20 protein-coding genes are annotated in these 14501 nt (G+C 53.0%); 13 read left to right on the top strand and 7 right to left on the bottom strand.

Going from position 1 to position 14501, the window contains the following annotated elements; translation table 11 throughout:
• Positions 1–15 precede the first annotated feature (15 nt).
• The 9 genes from fliL (at position 16) to AAH446_RS10775 (ending at position 7332) form a co-directional block, all read left to right on the top strand.
• On the top strand, positions 16–495 hold the full coding sequence (gene fliL / locus AAH446_RS10815) for a flagellar basal body-associated protein FliL (protein WP_342906708.1): 480 nt from the start codon (positions 16–18) through the stop codon (positions 493–495).
• A gap of 4 nt (positions 496–499) precedes the next feature.
• On the top strand, positions 500–1507 hold the full coding sequence (gene fliM, locus AAH446_RS10810; RefSeq protein WP_342906707.1) for a flagellar motor switch protein FliM: 1008 nt from the start codon (positions 500–502) through the stop codon (positions 1505–1507).
• The gene (gene fliN, locus AAH446_RS10805) at positions 1500–1901 is read left to right on the top strand and encodes a flagellar motor switch protein FliN (RefSeq protein ID WP_342906706.1); all 402 of its coding nucleotides are present in this window, start codon (positions 1500–1502) and stop codon (positions 1899–1901) included. Before fliM ends, fliN begins: the two co-directional genes overlap by 8 nt.
• Positions 1902–2306, top strand: a complete 405-nt coding sequence (fliO, locus tag AAH446_RS10800; protein ID WP_342906705.1) for a flagellar biosynthetic protein FliO — start codon at positions 1902–1904, stop codon at positions 2304–2306.
• Positions 2303–3037: a flagellar type III secretion system pore protein FliP gene (gene fliP / locus AAH446_RS10795; RefSeq protein ID WP_342906704.1), complete on the top strand. Its 735-nt coding sequence runs from the start codon at positions 2303–2305 to the stop codon at positions 3035–3037. The genes fliO and fliP overlap by 4 nt, the downstream gene beginning before the upstream one ends.
• Positions 3038–3118: 81 nt before the next feature.
• Complete coding sequence (gene fliQ, locus AAH446_RS10790) at positions 3119–3388, top strand: flagellar biosynthesis protein FliQ (protein WP_342906703.1); 270 nt, start codon at positions 3119–3121, stop codon at positions 3386–3388.
• Entirely contained in the window at positions 3388–4179 is a 792-nt protein-coding gene (fliR, locus tag AAH446_RS10785; RefSeq protein WP_342906765.1) for a flagellar biosynthetic protein FliR, read from the top strand. Before fliQ ends, fliR begins: the two co-directional genes overlap by 1 nt.
• Positions 4180–4832: 653 nt before the next feature.
• Positions 4833–5468 (top strand): transcriptional regulator RcsA, encoded by a 636-nt coding sequence (gene rcsA, locus AAH446_RS10780; RefSeq protein WP_342906702.1) that lies wholly within the window; start codon positions 4833–4835, stop codon positions 5466–5468.
• Between the two features lie 157 nt (positions 5469–5625).
• On the top strand, positions 5626–7332 hold the full coding sequence (locus AAH446_RS10775; protein ID WP_342906701.1) for a methyl-accepting chemotaxis protein: 1707 nt from the start codon (positions 5626–5628) through the stop codon (positions 7330–7332).
• A gap of 133 nt (positions 7333–7465) precedes the next feature.
• On the opposite strand, the gene dsrB is transcribed toward AAH446_RS10775, so the two are convergent.
• Positions 7466–7654, bottom strand: coding sequence for a protein DsrB (gene dsrB, locus AAH446_RS10770; protein ID WP_342906700.1), 189 nt, complete (start codon positions 7652–7654; stop codon positions 7466–7468).
• A 72-nt stretch (positions 7655–7726) separates the two neighbouring features.
• Complete coding sequence (locus AAH446_RS10765; protein WP_038381456.1) at positions 7727–7885, bottom strand: YqaE/Pmp3 family membrane protein; 159 nt, start codon at positions 7883–7885, stop codon at positions 7727–7729.
• 327 nt (positions 7886–8212) lie between these two features.
• On the opposite strand from AAH446_RS10765, the gene yodD reads away from it, so the two are divergent.
• From yodD to AAH446_RS10750, 3 genes are all read left to right on the top strand, one after another.
• Entirely contained in the window at positions 8213–8437 is a 225-nt protein-coding gene (gene yodD / locus AAH446_RS10760; protein ID WP_342906699.1) for a YodD family peroxide/acid resistance protein, read from the top strand.
• Between the two features lie 367 nt (positions 8438–8804).
• The gene (locus AAH446_RS10755) at positions 8805–9614 is read left to right on the top strand and encodes a mannosyl-3-phosphoglycerate phosphatase-related protein (RefSeq protein ID WP_342906698.1); all 810 of its coding nucleotides are present in this window, start codon (positions 8805–8807) and stop codon (positions 9612–9614) included.
• A 44-nt stretch (positions 9615–9658) separates the two neighbouring features.
• On the top strand, positions 9659–10879 hold the full coding sequence (locus tag AAH446_RS10750; RefSeq protein WP_342906697.1) for a glycosyltransferase family protein: 1221 nt from the start codon (positions 9659–9661) through the stop codon (positions 10877–10879).
• 185 nt (positions 10880–11064) lie between these two features.
• Here the strand turns inward: AAH446_RS10750 and AAH446_RS10745 are convergent, their stop codons facing one another.
• The 4 genes from AAH446_RS10745 to AAH446_RS10730 all read right to left on the bottom strand — a co-directional run bounded on the left by AAH446_RS10745 (position 11065) and on the right by AAH446_RS10730 (position 12786).
• A complete protein-coding gene (locus AAH446_RS10745; RefSeq protein ID WP_342906696.1) occupies positions 11065–11241 on the bottom strand; it encodes a YodC family protein in 177 nt (58 codons plus the stop codon).
• Between the two features lie 176 nt (positions 11242–11417).
• Complete coding sequence (locus AAH446_RS10740; RefSeq protein ID WP_342906766.1) at positions 11418–11552, bottom strand: hypothetical protein; 135 nt, start codon at positions 11550–11552, stop codon at positions 11418–11420.
• A gap of 35 nt (positions 11553–11587) precedes the next feature.
• The gene (locus tag AAH446_RS10735) at positions 11588–12499 is read right to left on the bottom strand and encodes a DUF808 family protein (protein ID WP_342906695.1); all 912 of its coding nucleotides are present in this window, start codon (positions 12497–12499) and stop codon (positions 11588–11590) included.
• An 11-nt stretch (positions 12500–12510) separates the two neighbouring features.
• Complete coding sequence (locus tag AAH446_RS10730; protein ID WP_342906694.1) at positions 12511–12786, bottom strand: hypothetical protein; 276 nt, start codon at positions 12784–12786, stop codon at positions 12511–12513.
• A gap of 172 nt (positions 12787–12958) precedes the next feature.
• Here AAH446_RS10730 and yedA point away from each other — a divergent pair, with 172 nt between their 5' ends.
• Positions 12959–13867, top strand: a complete 909-nt coding sequence (gene yedA / locus AAH446_RS10725; protein WP_342906693.1) for a drug/metabolite exporter YedA — start codon at positions 12959–12961, stop codon at positions 13865–13867.
• Positions 13868–13962: 95 nt separating this feature from the next.
• Here the strand turns inward: yedA and AAH446_RS10720 are convergent, their stop codons facing one another.
• Complete coding sequence (locus AAH446_RS10720; RefSeq protein WP_342906692.1) at positions 13963–14436, bottom strand: very short patch repair endonuclease; 474 nt, start codon at positions 14434–14436, stop codon at positions 13963–13965.
• Positions 14437–14501 lie beyond the last annotated feature (65 nt).

Raw genomic sequence — 14501 nt, 5'->3', positions numbered from 1 at the left:
GAAGTTATCGTTCATATGACTGATAAAAAAGCCAAAAGCGGCAAAAAAAAGCTGCTGATACCGTTGTTAATCCTGGTAACGCTGGTCGCCTGTAGCGTTGCGGGCTATACGGTCTGGCGCATGATGAAGGCTCCCGCTAACGCTGAACACGCTGCTAAGCCCGAGCCGGCACCTGCGCCAGTCTTTTTCGCTCTGGACACTTTTACGGTCAATCTGATTAACCCGGATAACGATCCCGACCGCGTCCTCTATGTCGGCTTCACGCTGCGCCTGCCTGACGAAGCGACGCGCAGCCGCATGAATGACTACCTGCCGGAAGTGCGCAGCCGTCTGCTGCTGCTGCTCTCCCGTCAGAATGCCGACACGCTTGGCAATGAGCAGGGCAAGCAGGCACTGGTCAACGAGATTAAGGCCGTGCTGGCACCGCCGCTGGTACGAGATCAACCTCAGCAGGTCGTGAATGACGTTCTGTTCACCGCCTTTATCTTGAGGTAAGGGCATGGGCGACAGCATTCTTTCTCAGGCAGAAATCGACGCGCTTCTCAACGGCGACAGCGAAAGTGCAGTCGAAGAAAACGTTAGCAAAGCGGGTGAAAGCGACGTTCGTCCTTACGATCCCAATACCCAGCGCCGCATGGTCCGTGAGCGTCTGCAGGCACTGGAGATTATCAACGAACGCTTTGCACGCTCCTATCGTATGGCGCTGTTTAACCTGCTTCGCCGCAGCCCGGACATCACAGTAGGTGCGATTAAAATTCAGCCTTATCATGAATTTGCCCGTAACCTGCCGGTGCCCACTAACCTGAATTTGATTCAACTCAAGCCGCTGCGTGGCACGGCGCTGGTGGTGTTTTCACCAAGCCTGGTGTTTATTGCCGTGGATAACCTGTTCGGCGGCGATGGTCGCTTCCCGACTAAAGTGGAAGGGCGTGAATTTACCGCCACCGAGCAGCGCGTTATCCGCAGAATGCTCAAGCTGGCGCTGGAAGGTTACAGCGAAGCGTGGAAGCCCATCTATCCGCTGGACGTGGAGTACGTGCGCTCGGAAATGCAGGTGAAGTTCACCAACATTACTACGTCGCCAAACGATATCGTGATCACCACGCCGTTCCAGGTGGAAATTGGCAACCTGGTGGGTGAATTTAATATCTGTATTCCGTTCAGCATGATTGAGCCACTGCGCGAAACGCTGGTTAACCCGCCGCTGGAAAACTCGCGTCAGGAAGATCACAGCTGGCGGGAAACGTTAGTGACGCAGGTTCAGCATTCTGAACTGGAACTGATTGCCAGCTTTGCCGAGGTGTCGATGCGTATCTCGCGCCTGCTGGCCCTGAAGCCCGGCGACGTATTACCGATTGAAAAGCCGGACCGCATCATCGCTAACGTTGACGGCGTGCCGGTCCTCACCAGCCAGTACGGCACCCTTAACGGGCAGTACGCGCTGCGTGTGGAACATCTGATTAACCCGATTTTGCATTCGATGAACGAGGAACAGCCCGATGAGTGACACAAATAAGCCGTCCGAAGAGGACATCTCTGCGGACGACCTGTGGGCTGACGCGCTGAATGAGCAGTCCAACAGCACCTCTTCTGAAGGGGTTTTTAAAGCGCTGGAAAGCAATGACGTGGCCGGTTCCCTCCAGGATATCGACCTGATCATGGATATTCCGGTCAAGCTGACCGTTGAGCTGGGCCGCACCAAAATGACCATTAAAGAGCTGCTGCGTCTCTCTCAGGGGTCGGTCGTGGCGCTGGAAGGCCTTGCTGGTGAACCGCTGGACATCCTGATCAACGGCTATCTGATTGCACAGGGTGAAGTGGTGGTAGTTGCGGATAAATATGGTGTGCGCATCACCGATATTATTACTCCGTCCGAACGTATGCGTCGTCTGAGCCGATAAATGAATCCACACACCACTCAGGTACAACTTCAGCCAGCAGGGCAGCCGGCCATTTCTACCGGTTCCATGCTGACCCAGGTTAGCAGCGTACTGGCAGTGATTATCCTGCTCCTCCTGGCCTGTGCCTGGCTGGCAAAGCGCTTAGGCTTCGCGCCGAAGCGCGGACTGCGCGGCCAGACCAGCCTGAACATCAGCGCCACGCGTCAGGTTGGCCAGCGCGAGCGCGTAGTGATTATCGATGTGGAGGACGCCCGTCTGGTCCTTGGCGTGACCGCGCAGCAGATTACCCTTCTGCATACGCTGTCGCCCGCGCCACAGCAGGAAACACCGGAACCTCCGGCTGCGGCGGCAGATTTCCGCCAGCTTTTACAGACGCTGATTAAACGTCCCGGAAAGCCACAATGAAACGTACACTCTCCCTGCTGGCACTGCTTCTGCTGCTGGCACCTAACGTTCACGCCCAGCTTCCGGGCATTATGAGCCAGCCTACGGCAAACGGTGGACAGAGCTGGACGCTGTCAGTCCAGACGCTGGTGTTTATCACCTCGCTTTCATTCCTGCCCGCTGTTTTGCTGATGATGACCAGCTTTACGCGCATCATCATCGTGTTCGGCCTGCTGCGCAGCGCGCTGGGTACGCCCTCCGCGCCGCCGAACCAGGTATTGCTGGGCCTCGCTCTGTTTCTGACCTTTTTTATTATGGCGCCGGTGTTCGATAAAATTTATCAGGATGCCTACCTGCCCTTCAGTCAGGACAAGATCTCAATGGAAGTGGCCATGGAAAAAGGCGCGCAGCCTCTGCGTGAGTTTATGCTGCGGCAGACGCGTGAGGCTGACCTTGCCCTCTTTGCACGCCTGGCAAATACGCCGCCGCTGCAGGGGCCGGAAGCCGTGCCGATGCGTATCCTGCTCCCGGCTTACGTGACCAGCGAGCTGAAAACCGCATTTCAGATTGGCTTTACCGTCTTTATCCCGTTCCTGATTATTGACCTGGTGGTCGCCAGCGTGCTGATGGCGCTGGGGATGATGATGGTGCCACCGGCGACTATCTCGCTTCCCTTCAAGCTGATGCTCTTCGTGCTGGTTGACGGCTGGCAGCTGCTGGTGGGATCGCTGGCGCAAAGCTTTTACTCATAACGATTGCTGGCAGGAAACACCTGACCAGCGACGTAAACGGCGGCATGACCGCCCGCTCAGAAAGTTTTCTACGGAGTCACTATGACACCTGAATCGGTAATGGTTATTGGCCACGAAGCGTTGAAAGTGGCGCTGGCGCTGGCTGCCCCGCTTCTTCTCGCCGCGCTGGCTTCCGGTCTGTTTATCAGCCTGCTGCAGGCGGCGACCCAGATCAATGAACAAACGCTCTCCTTTATACCCAAAATTCTGGCGGTTGTGTCAACCATCGTCATCGCCGGTCCATGGATGCTCAATCTGGTGCTCGACTATATGCGCACTCTGTTTTCCAATCTTCCTTATATGATCGGCTGATGATTAATATCGACAGCAGTCAGCTGCTGATGTGGGTAGGACAGCTTTTCTGGCCTCTGGCCCGCGTACTCGCGCTGATCATGACCGCGCCGGTCCTCAGTGAAAAGTCGATCTCCAGAAAGGTGAAAATTGGCCTTGGGCTGATGATTACCTGGACGCTTATCCCTTCTTTACCGCCAACTAACGTGACGTTGTTCTCAGTTGGCGGCTTCTGGCTGCTGATTCAGCAAATTCTCATTGGCGCGGCTATAGGTTTTACGATGCAATTCGCCTTCGCCGCGGTGAGAACGGCTGGCGAAGTCATTGGATTGCAGATGGGCCTCTCCTTTGCCACGTTTTTCGATCCGTCGAGCCGGCTGAATATGCCAGTGCTGGCACGTTTTCTGGATCTTCTGGCGATGTTGTTGTTCCTGACGTTCAACGGACACCTGTGGTTAATCTCCATGTTATCGGACAGTTTTCATACCCTGCCCATCGGTGGAGAACCGCTGAATGGGAATGCGTTTCTGGCGCTCACAAATTCAGCCGGTTTGATTTTCCTTAACGGTATGCGATTAGCGTTACCGCTGATAACTTTGCTGCTCACGGTTAACCTGGCCCTGGGTTTGTTAAACCGCGTTTCACCTCAGCTGTCGGTTTTCGCTATTGGCTTCCCGGTTACCTTATCGTTGGGTATCGTGTTTATCAGCCTGATGATGCCGCTTCTTGCTCCGTTTTGTGAGCATTTGTTTAGTGAAGTGTTCGATCTGCTTGCCGGATTCCTCAGTGAGTTATCCAATAAGAATCCTTAAGTATTCGTTACCCCGCCATTCATCATTGATTAGCACCCCAGATGTTTCTGCGTAATTTTCGAACCATATTTACCAGAATTTCCTTAAGGAAATTCTGATAAATTGCCTGTCTCAATGAAAATTATTCTTATTAAATTCTAATTAGCGTATTTTGTTTTCCGAAATGTGTGAATTGTTGCGGGATCGTTAAAGATTACAAAACATACAACCGCATGTTTTTACTGGAAATTTTATTTTTCACGTTTTATCTTGTATCAAATCGTGTTTTGCGGCATTGTCTTCGCTCAATTTCGGACACACATTCGCGAAGTGAATGTTTTTTAGGAATCGTCCTATCAGATTTTTCCGCATACTGCGTGATAGTGACGGAGTTCAAATAAGTCTGACTGTACTGGTACATGTCACGCCACCCGTCGGTTTTCTGTGAGAGTTCAACTCGCAAAGTACTGGCAAGGTGTGAGGTCGCCATAACTCAATTATAAAAAAATCAGGCATGGAAAGGTCTGTCGCCTGGACGGCTACAGCGTCCGGAGACCTGAGTCGGGGTAAAAAAATAACAACGCCCTGTTTAAGAACGTTTTACTTTCGTAACTACACAAACGCGTAATTCATCGTTGATTTAAACGGATAACAATTTGGTGAGGGTCGCTAGTATGCCAACGATTATTATGGATTCATGCAGCTATACACGGCTTGGGCTTATGGACTACATGTCAGTGAAAGGGGTGAAAAAGAAAAACATCACCTCTGTTAACGACATTGATCAATTACAAGCGAAATGTGAACAGTGTCAGCCCGGCGTGGTTTTTATTAATGAAGACTGTTTCATTTATGAAGCAGATGCGAGTCAGCGCATAAGAGATATTATTATGCAGCATCCTGACACGATATTTTTTATCTTTATGGCTATCTCTAATATCCATTTTGAGGAATACCTCTACGTTCGCAAGAACCTGATTATTACATCAAAATCGATAAAACCAGCTACATTAGATAACCTGTTAGTTCCTTATTTTCAGAAGAAACTTAACGTCGCACCCCGTTATTCTGCGGGCTACGATGTTCATCCACTGACCCTGAGTCAAACAGAGTCAAATATGTTGAAGATGTGGATGTCTGGCCACGATACGATTCAGATATCGGATAAAATGCAAATTAAGGCCAAAACCGTTTCCTCGCATAAAGGAAATATTAAGAGAAAAATTAAAACACACAACAAGCAAGTTATTTATCATGTGGTCCGCCTTACGGATAATGTGACCAGCGGTATTTATGTCAATGTGAGATAATGCTGCCACCGAAGCCGGCGAAAGCCGGCTTTTTGCTGCCTGATTTTCAAATCTGTTAAGTTGATCCCATTTCTGCGCTCACGCTTTCTGGCCTGCTGCCGATGTTCTCCTGAGATTCGAAGCGCTGCTTCGCTTACCCCTAAAGAGAGCAAAGGATATGAAACCATCACACCTGAGTGCCGACCCCAGTAAAATTAGTTTCTGGCAACATCTCCGCCTCGTTCCCCTTTTCGCCGCTATCCTTAGCGGAATACTTTTGTTATTCGCACTCTGTATTGGTCTCGCCAGTTATTTCCTGATCCAAAGTAATCAGTCATTAAAAGACGTTACCCAGGAAATTCAGGTTCGTATGGCGATCTCCAATAGCTCCAACCACCTTCGTACGGCGAGGCTGAATATTATTCATGCCGGTGCCGCCGCACGAATCGGGGAAATGGAAGAGTTTGAAACAAATCTAGGCCGGGCAGAAAAGCGTATTGAACAAGCCAAAAGCAGTTTTAAAGCTTATCAGGAGCGTCGGGTAAAAACCGCGGAAGATATTGCTCTCGACGGTGATTTAAAAACCCGGTTTGAGGCTTATGTTGCTGAAGGACTGTTGCCGATGATACAAAGCGCTAAAGATGGCAGCTTTGAAGGCGTCATTGCGCACGAAACCGATAAAACCCGCCAGCTGGATGATGCTTATAATAGCGTGTTGCTTAATGCTATTAAAATCCGTACCGAACGGGCCGCAATGATGAATGTGGTGGCGGAGCAAAATACGCGACTGGGCTTTATTATGATGGCCTGCGCCTTTATTGCTGCCCTGCTGCTGACGCTGGCAACATTCATTTTCCTCCGCCGGGTGGTGATTGCTCCTCTGCGACAGGCGGTAGAACGGATTGAGCATATATCACGCGGCGATCTGACTGCGCCGTTACAAAGCTGGGGTCGCAGTGAGATTGGCACCCTGGGCAGCAACCTGCAGATCATGCAGCAGTCACTGGTGAAAACCGTGGGCACGGTCCGTGAAGGGGCTGTGGCTATCTTTCAGGGCTCAAGTGAAATATCGGCCGGTAATACCGACCTTTCTTCCCGCACCGAACAGCAGGCAGCCGCGCTGGAACAGACTGCAGCCAGCATGGAAGAGCTGACCGCTACCGTGAAGCAGAACGCCGATAACGCCCATCATGCCAGCCAGCTGGCGGCCGATGCCTCCGGTAAAGCCCGCCAGGGCGGAGATATCGTTTCCGGCGTTATTAAGACCATGAATAATATCTCCACCAGCTCGAAAAAAATTGCTGAGATCACTACCGTGATTAACAGTATCGCTTTCCAGACCAATATCCTGGCGCTGAACGCTGCGGTGGAAGCGGCCAGAGCAGGCGAGCAGGGACGCGGTTTTGCCGTTGTCGCCAGCGAAGTGCGCAATCTGGCGCAGCGCAGTGCGGGCGCAGCGAAAGAGATTGAGGGCCTGATTGCCGAATCGGTGAACCTGATCGGCCAGGGATCCTCGCAGGTAGGTCACGCAGGTGAAACGATGACGGAGATTGTCGGGGCCGTCCATCGTGTGACCGACATTATGGCTGAAATTGCAGCGGCGTCCGATGAGCAGAGCCGGGGAATTGAGCAAGTCAGCCTGGCCGTCACCGAGATGGACAATGTCACCCAGCAAAACGCCTCACTGGTTGAAGAGGCATCCGCTGCCGCCTCCTCGCTTGAAGAGCAGGCATCAAAACTGACGCAGGCCGTAGCCGCTTTTCACCTGAGTGAACATAGCGGCCGCACGCTGCCGGGGGTGAGCCAGAAAGCGCTACGGAAAGAGACGCCGGCGTTACCTGTGCGTCCAGCGCTGGCAGAAGGAGATAACTGGGAAAGATTTTAAGGGAAGAAGCAACCAGCAAGTCTCCTGAGACTTGCTGGTTCTTTAACGCAGGCAGGTTTATTAAGATTCCGGCTCTATTAAAAGCCATCCTGAAGAAGGATTACCGGAACAGGCAGGCTAAGCCACAGTGGGATCAGGGATGTGGCTCGACGAAAATGCCATCGTCGTGGCCCACTTCATTAAAAAACCAGATACCCATCGGGTAATCTTCCAGCGCCACCAGAAACATGGTGCCCTCGCTAAAATCCTCAACCGCAAGCACTGTCCCCGGTCGGCGAGGTCCACCGTCGGTTCTCACTGTCACCTTATCGTTAACGTTCATTACGTTCCTCCCCGGCCCAAAGCGCTAAGTCTATCCTAAAACGGACGGTTTCGCCGGAGAGAAAGGCCAGCATTAACGGCGGGCAATTACCCAAACCGCATGCACGATACCGGGAATGTAGCCGCAGAGAGTCAGCAGGATATTAAGCCAGAAGGCACCACCAAAACCCACCTGCATAAACACGCCAACGGGGGGAAGAATAATAGCAATAATGATTCGAAGTAAATCCATGTCGCCTCCATAGCTCAGATCAATAATTATTTTATAATCGCTTGATAATTATAGTCGTTCTTAACGCAACCTGCATACAGGCTGTGTAAATGAACGTAATGATTTTCGCCGGAGGGTTTTTACGTTTTCCTGACGTCTTGCTGCAGGACTTCTGCCAGCTCAGACGTCTATAATCACTTCACTGCCCCCAAAGCGCAGTAGCAGTAAAAGAAAAAGTAACAAGGATTTTGCCCGCAAAGCGCGGGCTTTTTTTGTGCCCTCTTCCCGCTATCACTTCTTATTCCGCCATCTATACTTAGTTTTCCAGCCGGGCTGAGGATAACGATCATGGCGACAGCAAAAGAGTACAGCGACAACGTCCAGCATGAGATCGATATTGACATCGAGGCCCTGCTGGAAGCCATTGAAACGCGTTCAAGCGGTGAGGTGAAAGAGTTTATTGATAACCATCGGGTGTGGGTTGATGGACGGGAATACCACTCTTATACGGAACTGGCTGACGCTTTTGAACTGGATATCCGGGACTTCGCCGTGACCGAAGTTAACCGCTAAAAAAAATCCCGGCCTCAGGCCGGGAATGAAAATTCATAAAAATGAAATTCGTCACACAGGAAATTCTTTGACAGGCGCAGCTTACCTCAGCCTCAACCTAAGACAAGTCTTAAGATTGACCCAAAGCTGTACATTACCTCTTTTTTTGTACAGGCCAAATTTTGTCATTCCAGCCGTGGCGCGGTTTGTAAACGTAACCACTCATTTAACATTTCACGGTTTATTCGCCTTTATTTTAAGACAATTCTTAATCCCCGTGCGCTTATGGCGCTTATAGGCTGTCGTCACTTTCACAAGCTGGGGCGGCGACTATACTCCATGATTACTCTACCTTTTTGCCGTGCCCGTAACCGAGGAGGAAACGGCTATGCTGACGCTTCAAGACTCGCTGATGATCGTAACGGATTTGGATGGTTCATTACTCGATCATCATACCTATAGCTGGCAGCCCGCCCAGGTCTGGCTGGATCGCCTCAACGAGGCTGATATCCCGCTGGTGTTCTGTACCAGCAAAACCGCAGCTGAGATTTTGCCTCTGCAACGGGCGCTCGGGATCGCGGGCGCGCCTTTTATCGGGGAGAACGGCGCGGTGGTCAGCGGCGGCGATTTAAGCGAGGTACCCGCTGCGCCAGTGCCTGGCGCGAAGGATTATGCTGCCATCTGCCAGACGCTTTTACAGTTCAGGGAACAATACGGATTCAAGTTCACCGGCTTTAACGACGTAACGGAAAAAGAGGTGGCTGAATGGACCGGCCTGACGCCCGCCGATGCCGAACTGGCGATGCAGCGTGAGGCTTCCGAAAGCATAATCTGGCGTGATACACCGGAGAATTTTGCCCGTTTCCAGCAGGCGCTGAGTGACGAGAAGCTGGCATTGATCCAGGGAGGACGCTTCTGGACCGTCACCAGCGAGGGCTGTGATAAGGGCAAAGCGCTGAGGTGGTTACTGAAACATATCCCTACCCGCACCGGCCAGCCGGCGGTGACTGTCGGGCTGGGCGATGGGCCTAATGACGCAGTGATGCTCGATAACGTCGACTATGCGGTGATCATTAAAGGCTACAGTAAAACGCCGGTGAGCCTTTCAAGAAAGGATAATCAGAACATCTATTCAACGTCACTTTTCGGCCCCGAAGGCTGGAGCGAAGGGCTGGCGCATTTTGTGTCGCTGGGATAACCGAGCATGTCCTGTGCGGCGGATACCGTTTTAAGGGGAAGGCAATGAGTGATTTTTTTCAGAATGGCGTCATTACGAATTTCCACAATCTGACCGGTCGCTCCGTTGAGGATCTTGAGAAGGAACTGGTGCGCTTCTCCCACAGGCGAAAAATGGGCCTGATCCTGCCTTCGCTCTTTTCCGAGCTGGAAGGGCCTGCGCTGAGTAATATCGTTGATGAGCTGGCCAAAGTGCCTTATCTGGAGGAGATCGTGATCGGACTCGATAAAGCCGATCGCGATCAGTTTTTGCATGCACGGGAATTTTTTTCGCGCCTGCCGCAGCGGCATCGTATTTTATGGAACGATGGCCCCCGCTTAAAGGCCATTGATGCGGAGCTGGATAAAGAAGGTCTCTCCCCTTCCCAGCCGGGTAAAGGCCGCAACGTCTGGTACTGCACAGGTTTTACGCTGGCTTCCGACCGCTCCGCCTGCGTGGCGCTTCATGACTGCGATATCGTCACCTATGAGCGGGGAATGCTCGCCCGCCTGCTCTATCCGCTGGCTAATCCTTCGTTCCAGTATGAGTTCTGCAAAGGGTTTTACGCGCGCGTGGCGGATAATAAGCTGAATGGGCGGGTGGGTCGTCTGCTGGTGGGGCCGCTGCTGCGCTCACTGCAAAAAGTGTATGGCCATTCCGACTATCTGGACTACCTGGCCAGCTTCCGCTATCCGCTCTCCGGTGAGTTCGCAATGCGTACCCACGTGCTGAATAACATCAAAATCCCCGGTGACTGGGGGCTGGAAATTGGCGTGCTGTCGGAAATCTATCGCAATTACACCACGCGTCAGAGCTGCCAGGTGGAGATTGCCGATAATTACGATCACAAGCATCAGCCGCTCTCCGAAGAGGATGGCACCGGCGGCCTGCGTCGCATGAGTAACGATATCGTGCAGTCGCTGATGCGGAAAATGGCGACCATGGGCGTTAACCTGACCAGCGACTCCTTCCGGGTGTTGAAGGCAACCTACTACCGCAACGCGCTGGATATGATGGAAACCTATCATCATGAAGCCGCGATGAACGGCCTCGATTTCGATCAGCATGCCGAAGAAGCGGCGGTGGAGATGTTCACCCAGTCGATTCTGGATGCGGGCCAGGCTTTTATTGAGCGCCCCAATGAAAAACCTTTTATTCCCAGCTGGAGTCGCGTGCAGTCAGCCTTCCCGGATATTCTTCAGCGGATCTACCAGGCCGTCGAAGAGGATAACGCCGGTAAGGTATAGCTTACCCTTCCGCCTGGACGCGGCTACGCCCGTTCCGTTTGCCAAGGTAAAGCCTGCTGTCAGCCAGAGACTGCAGGCTTTTACATCATTAATCGCCGGGAGCCGCGCTGGCGGCCACGCCCCGCGAAAAGATATGCCGCAGGAAATGGACAGGACAAATCGTATTGTCCTGTCCACATCCCTGACTAACAGGCCTGCTGCTGCTCGCCGCCAACCGCCATCAGCTCTTCCTCCCGGAAGGCCTCCTGCCTGACGCAATGGCCATCATACCAGCGGCACTCAACCATACCGCTGGCATAACCAGTCACAATCATCGCCGGCTCACCTTGCTGAAGCTGCACTTCCTGACCGATCGCCAACATGTTCTCTCTCCTGCGCGGGATAGGGTAAATCTGGACGGAAATTTAGGTATAGCAGGCATTCGAATAATCATCCGTGAAAGCAGCGTAAAATTTTCGTTCAGCGCAGAAAAGCAGTGGGAAATGTGAAAAAAAAGCGAGTAAGTTAACTTACTCGCTTTTAAGACAGGCGTCTGGCGTCAGATTTTACAGCCTTCGCAATCCGCTTCATCATTCAGGTCAGTCGGGACTTCACTGGCCTTTTTCTGCGCATTGGCTTCAGCTTCTTCAAGCTGGGCATCAATATCAAACTCAAAAATATCGTCTTTCATCATGACTCCATAAAACGTAACCGGCTAACAAGCTGCCTTTATACTGATTTACCCCGTAGTCTGGCAATCATATTTACCGTGAACAGCACAACAGAACCCACAATCAGACCAATGACAAGATTAGCCAGGTTAGTGGCCAGCGATCCGATAATTCCGCTATACCCTTCGACAGCATGCGTAATCAGATGATGCAGCGCGGGGAGTCCGTGAACGATAATGCCGCCGCCGACCAGAAACATCGCCAGCGTTCCCACCACCGAGAGGATTTTCATCATCCACGGTGCCATAGCCAGTAGCGCACCGCCGATGGCCTGCGCCACCGCTGAGGTTTTCTTTTTCAGCCACAGGCCGAGATCGTCCACTTTAACAATGCCGGCAACGATACCGTAGACGCCTACGGTCACCAGGATCGCAATCCCTGACAGGATCAGCACCTGGCTCATCAACGGGGCCTCAGAAACGATGCCGAGCGTAATCGCCACGATCTCCGCTGAGAGGATAAAATCGGTGCGGATTGCGCCTTTAATCTTTTTCTTCTCAAACTCCGCCGCATTCTCCTCACCGAGGCTTTTTAAGCGCTCCGCGCGGGCTTCCGGCGTCTTTTCTTCCTTGCCCTTATGCAGACTGTGCACCACTTTCTCCACGCCTTCGTAGCAGAGATAAGCGCCGCCAACCATCAGCAGCGGCGTAATGGCCCAGGGTGCCAGCGCGCTGATTGCCAGCGCCAGCGGCACCAGGATCAGCTTGTTGATAAACGAGCCTTTGGCCACGCCCCAGACAACCGGCAGCTCGCGGTTGGCCTTCACGCCCGACACCTGCTGCGCATTCAGCGACAAATCGTCGCCCAGCACACCCGCGGTTTTTTTTGCCGCGAGCTTTCCCATTACGGAAATATCGTCCAGCAGCGTGGCAATATCATCCAACAGCGTCAGTAAGCTAGTTCCTGCCAAAATAGTTTTCCTTATTCATGTTCATCATGCTGACAACAGGGGCATACCTGTATTTCTACTACCGCCATATCGGCGATCCCTTCACATTCCCACTCCACCCGTAACGGCAGCCCTTCCGCTTCCTGATGGTGGAGATACTTACTGACCGGACTTTCCGTCATGCCAGTAATCTCTTCCGTAGCGACCAGGTGGTCGCCCGCATAGATCCGCGCCTGAGCCCGGGTTGCCACCATGCGCTCATCGCTGATTTGATACAGACGTCTTACCGTGAGTTTGATACTGGCCATGGTTTACCGTTACGAAAGATTTGCAAGAATGTGATCTAAGCAATTATGAGCGAGGGATGCAAATCTTGTGACTGTAATCCGCCATAACGGTAAAAAAAATCGCTAATTCATCTGGTTGAAACCAAATTATAGCGTTAAGTTAACCCTCTTCTAACTGTCAGTGAGACTCATCATGCTTCGCCGTCCCCCCGCCCTGCTTCCGCTTATCGCTGCCCTTTTCGCACTCTATTTTATCTGGGGATCGACCTATTTCGTCATCCGTCTGGGCGTGGCCAGCTGGCCGCCGATGATGATGGCGGGGCTGCGCTTTTTGATGGCGGGCGCGGTGCTGATGGCCTGGCTTCTGTTAAAAGGAGAGCGGCTTCCCTCCTGGCGGTCGGCCGGTAATGCCGCGCTGGTGGGCATTTTACTGCTCGCCATCGGTAACGGCGCCGTAACGGTCGCTGAGCATCAGGATGTGCCCTCCGGCATTGCCGCCGTGATGGTTGCCACCGTGCCGCTGTTCGCGATGTGTTTCAGCCGGCTTTTCGGTATCCAGACGCGCTGGATCGAATGGGTCGGCATTGCCACCGGGCTGGTTGGCATTATCCTGCTCAACAGCGGCGGCCATCTGGGCGGAAATCCCTGGGGTGCCATTATGATCCTCGTCGGATCACTCAGCTGGGCTTTTGGTTCGGTCTGGGGATCGCGTATCACGCTGCCACAGGGGATGATGGCGGGTGCCATCGAAATGCTCACAGCAGGCGTGGTGCTGCTGGCGGCCAGCAGCCTGGCCGGAGAGCAGCTGACCGCCCGTCCCACGCTGCAGGGATTTCTGGCGCTGGGCTACCTCAGCCTGTTTGGCTCGATTATCGCCATCAGCGCCTATATGTTTCTGATCCGTAGCGTCACGCCCGCCATTGCGACCAGCTACGCCTACGTTAATCCGGTGGTCGCGGTGCTGCTTGGCATCAGCTTCGGCGGAGAAACCATGAGCGCTCGCGAGTGGCTGGCGCTGGCGGTTATCGTTCTGGCCGTTATTCTGGTGACGCTGGGTAAATATCTCTTCCCGCCCAAACCCCGGATCGAGCGCTGCAAGTAGGGGCCATGCGGGTAACGCTTGCATAAGCGGTAAAGGAAGCGGGCATCAACAGCATTTAAGCCGTTGGCTGCCCTGCTGCTTTCTCCGCTTCCTCGTCAGGATATCATCTGGTGGATCCCCTGCGCATCGATCTCGCCATTGCCGCTCCCCGCGCAGATCCACTCCTCCAGCCGTGACTGGATTGCCGTCTCTTCCAGCTTCGTTTTGCCCCGCAGCGCACATTCCCAGACCACCAGCACTTTCCAGCCTGCGGCGCTAAGTTCAGCAATATAGCGCCGATCGCGGGCCACGTTGCTGTCAATCTTCCCCAGCCAGAACGCAGTCCGGGTTGCCGGCACCTTAAACAGGTGGCAGTGGTGGCGATGCCAGAAACAGCCGTGAACAAAGATAATGGTTTTATACTGACCGAGCACAAAGTCCGGCCGTCCCGGCAGGGTCTTGTCCTGAACCCGATAGCTCAGGCCTAAACCGGCCAGCAGCTCGGCCAGCCTGTTTTCTATCGAGGTATCCCGCGTACGGATCGCACGCATGTTTTTACTGCGGATTTCAGAGGAGTGAACGTCAGCCATCGTTATCATCCTTATGCTTTGGCTAAGTATAGACGCTGGTGTGTTACTGGGGCCAGCTTCCCGTT

This window comes from Erwinia psychrophila, from assembly GCF_039023475.1.
Lineage (GTDB): Bacteria > Pseudomonadota > Gammaproteobacteria > Enterobacterales > Enterobacteriaceae > Erwinia.
Note: the sequence above shows the minus strand (reverse complement) of the source record. Positions and strands in the feature narration are given on the sequence as shown.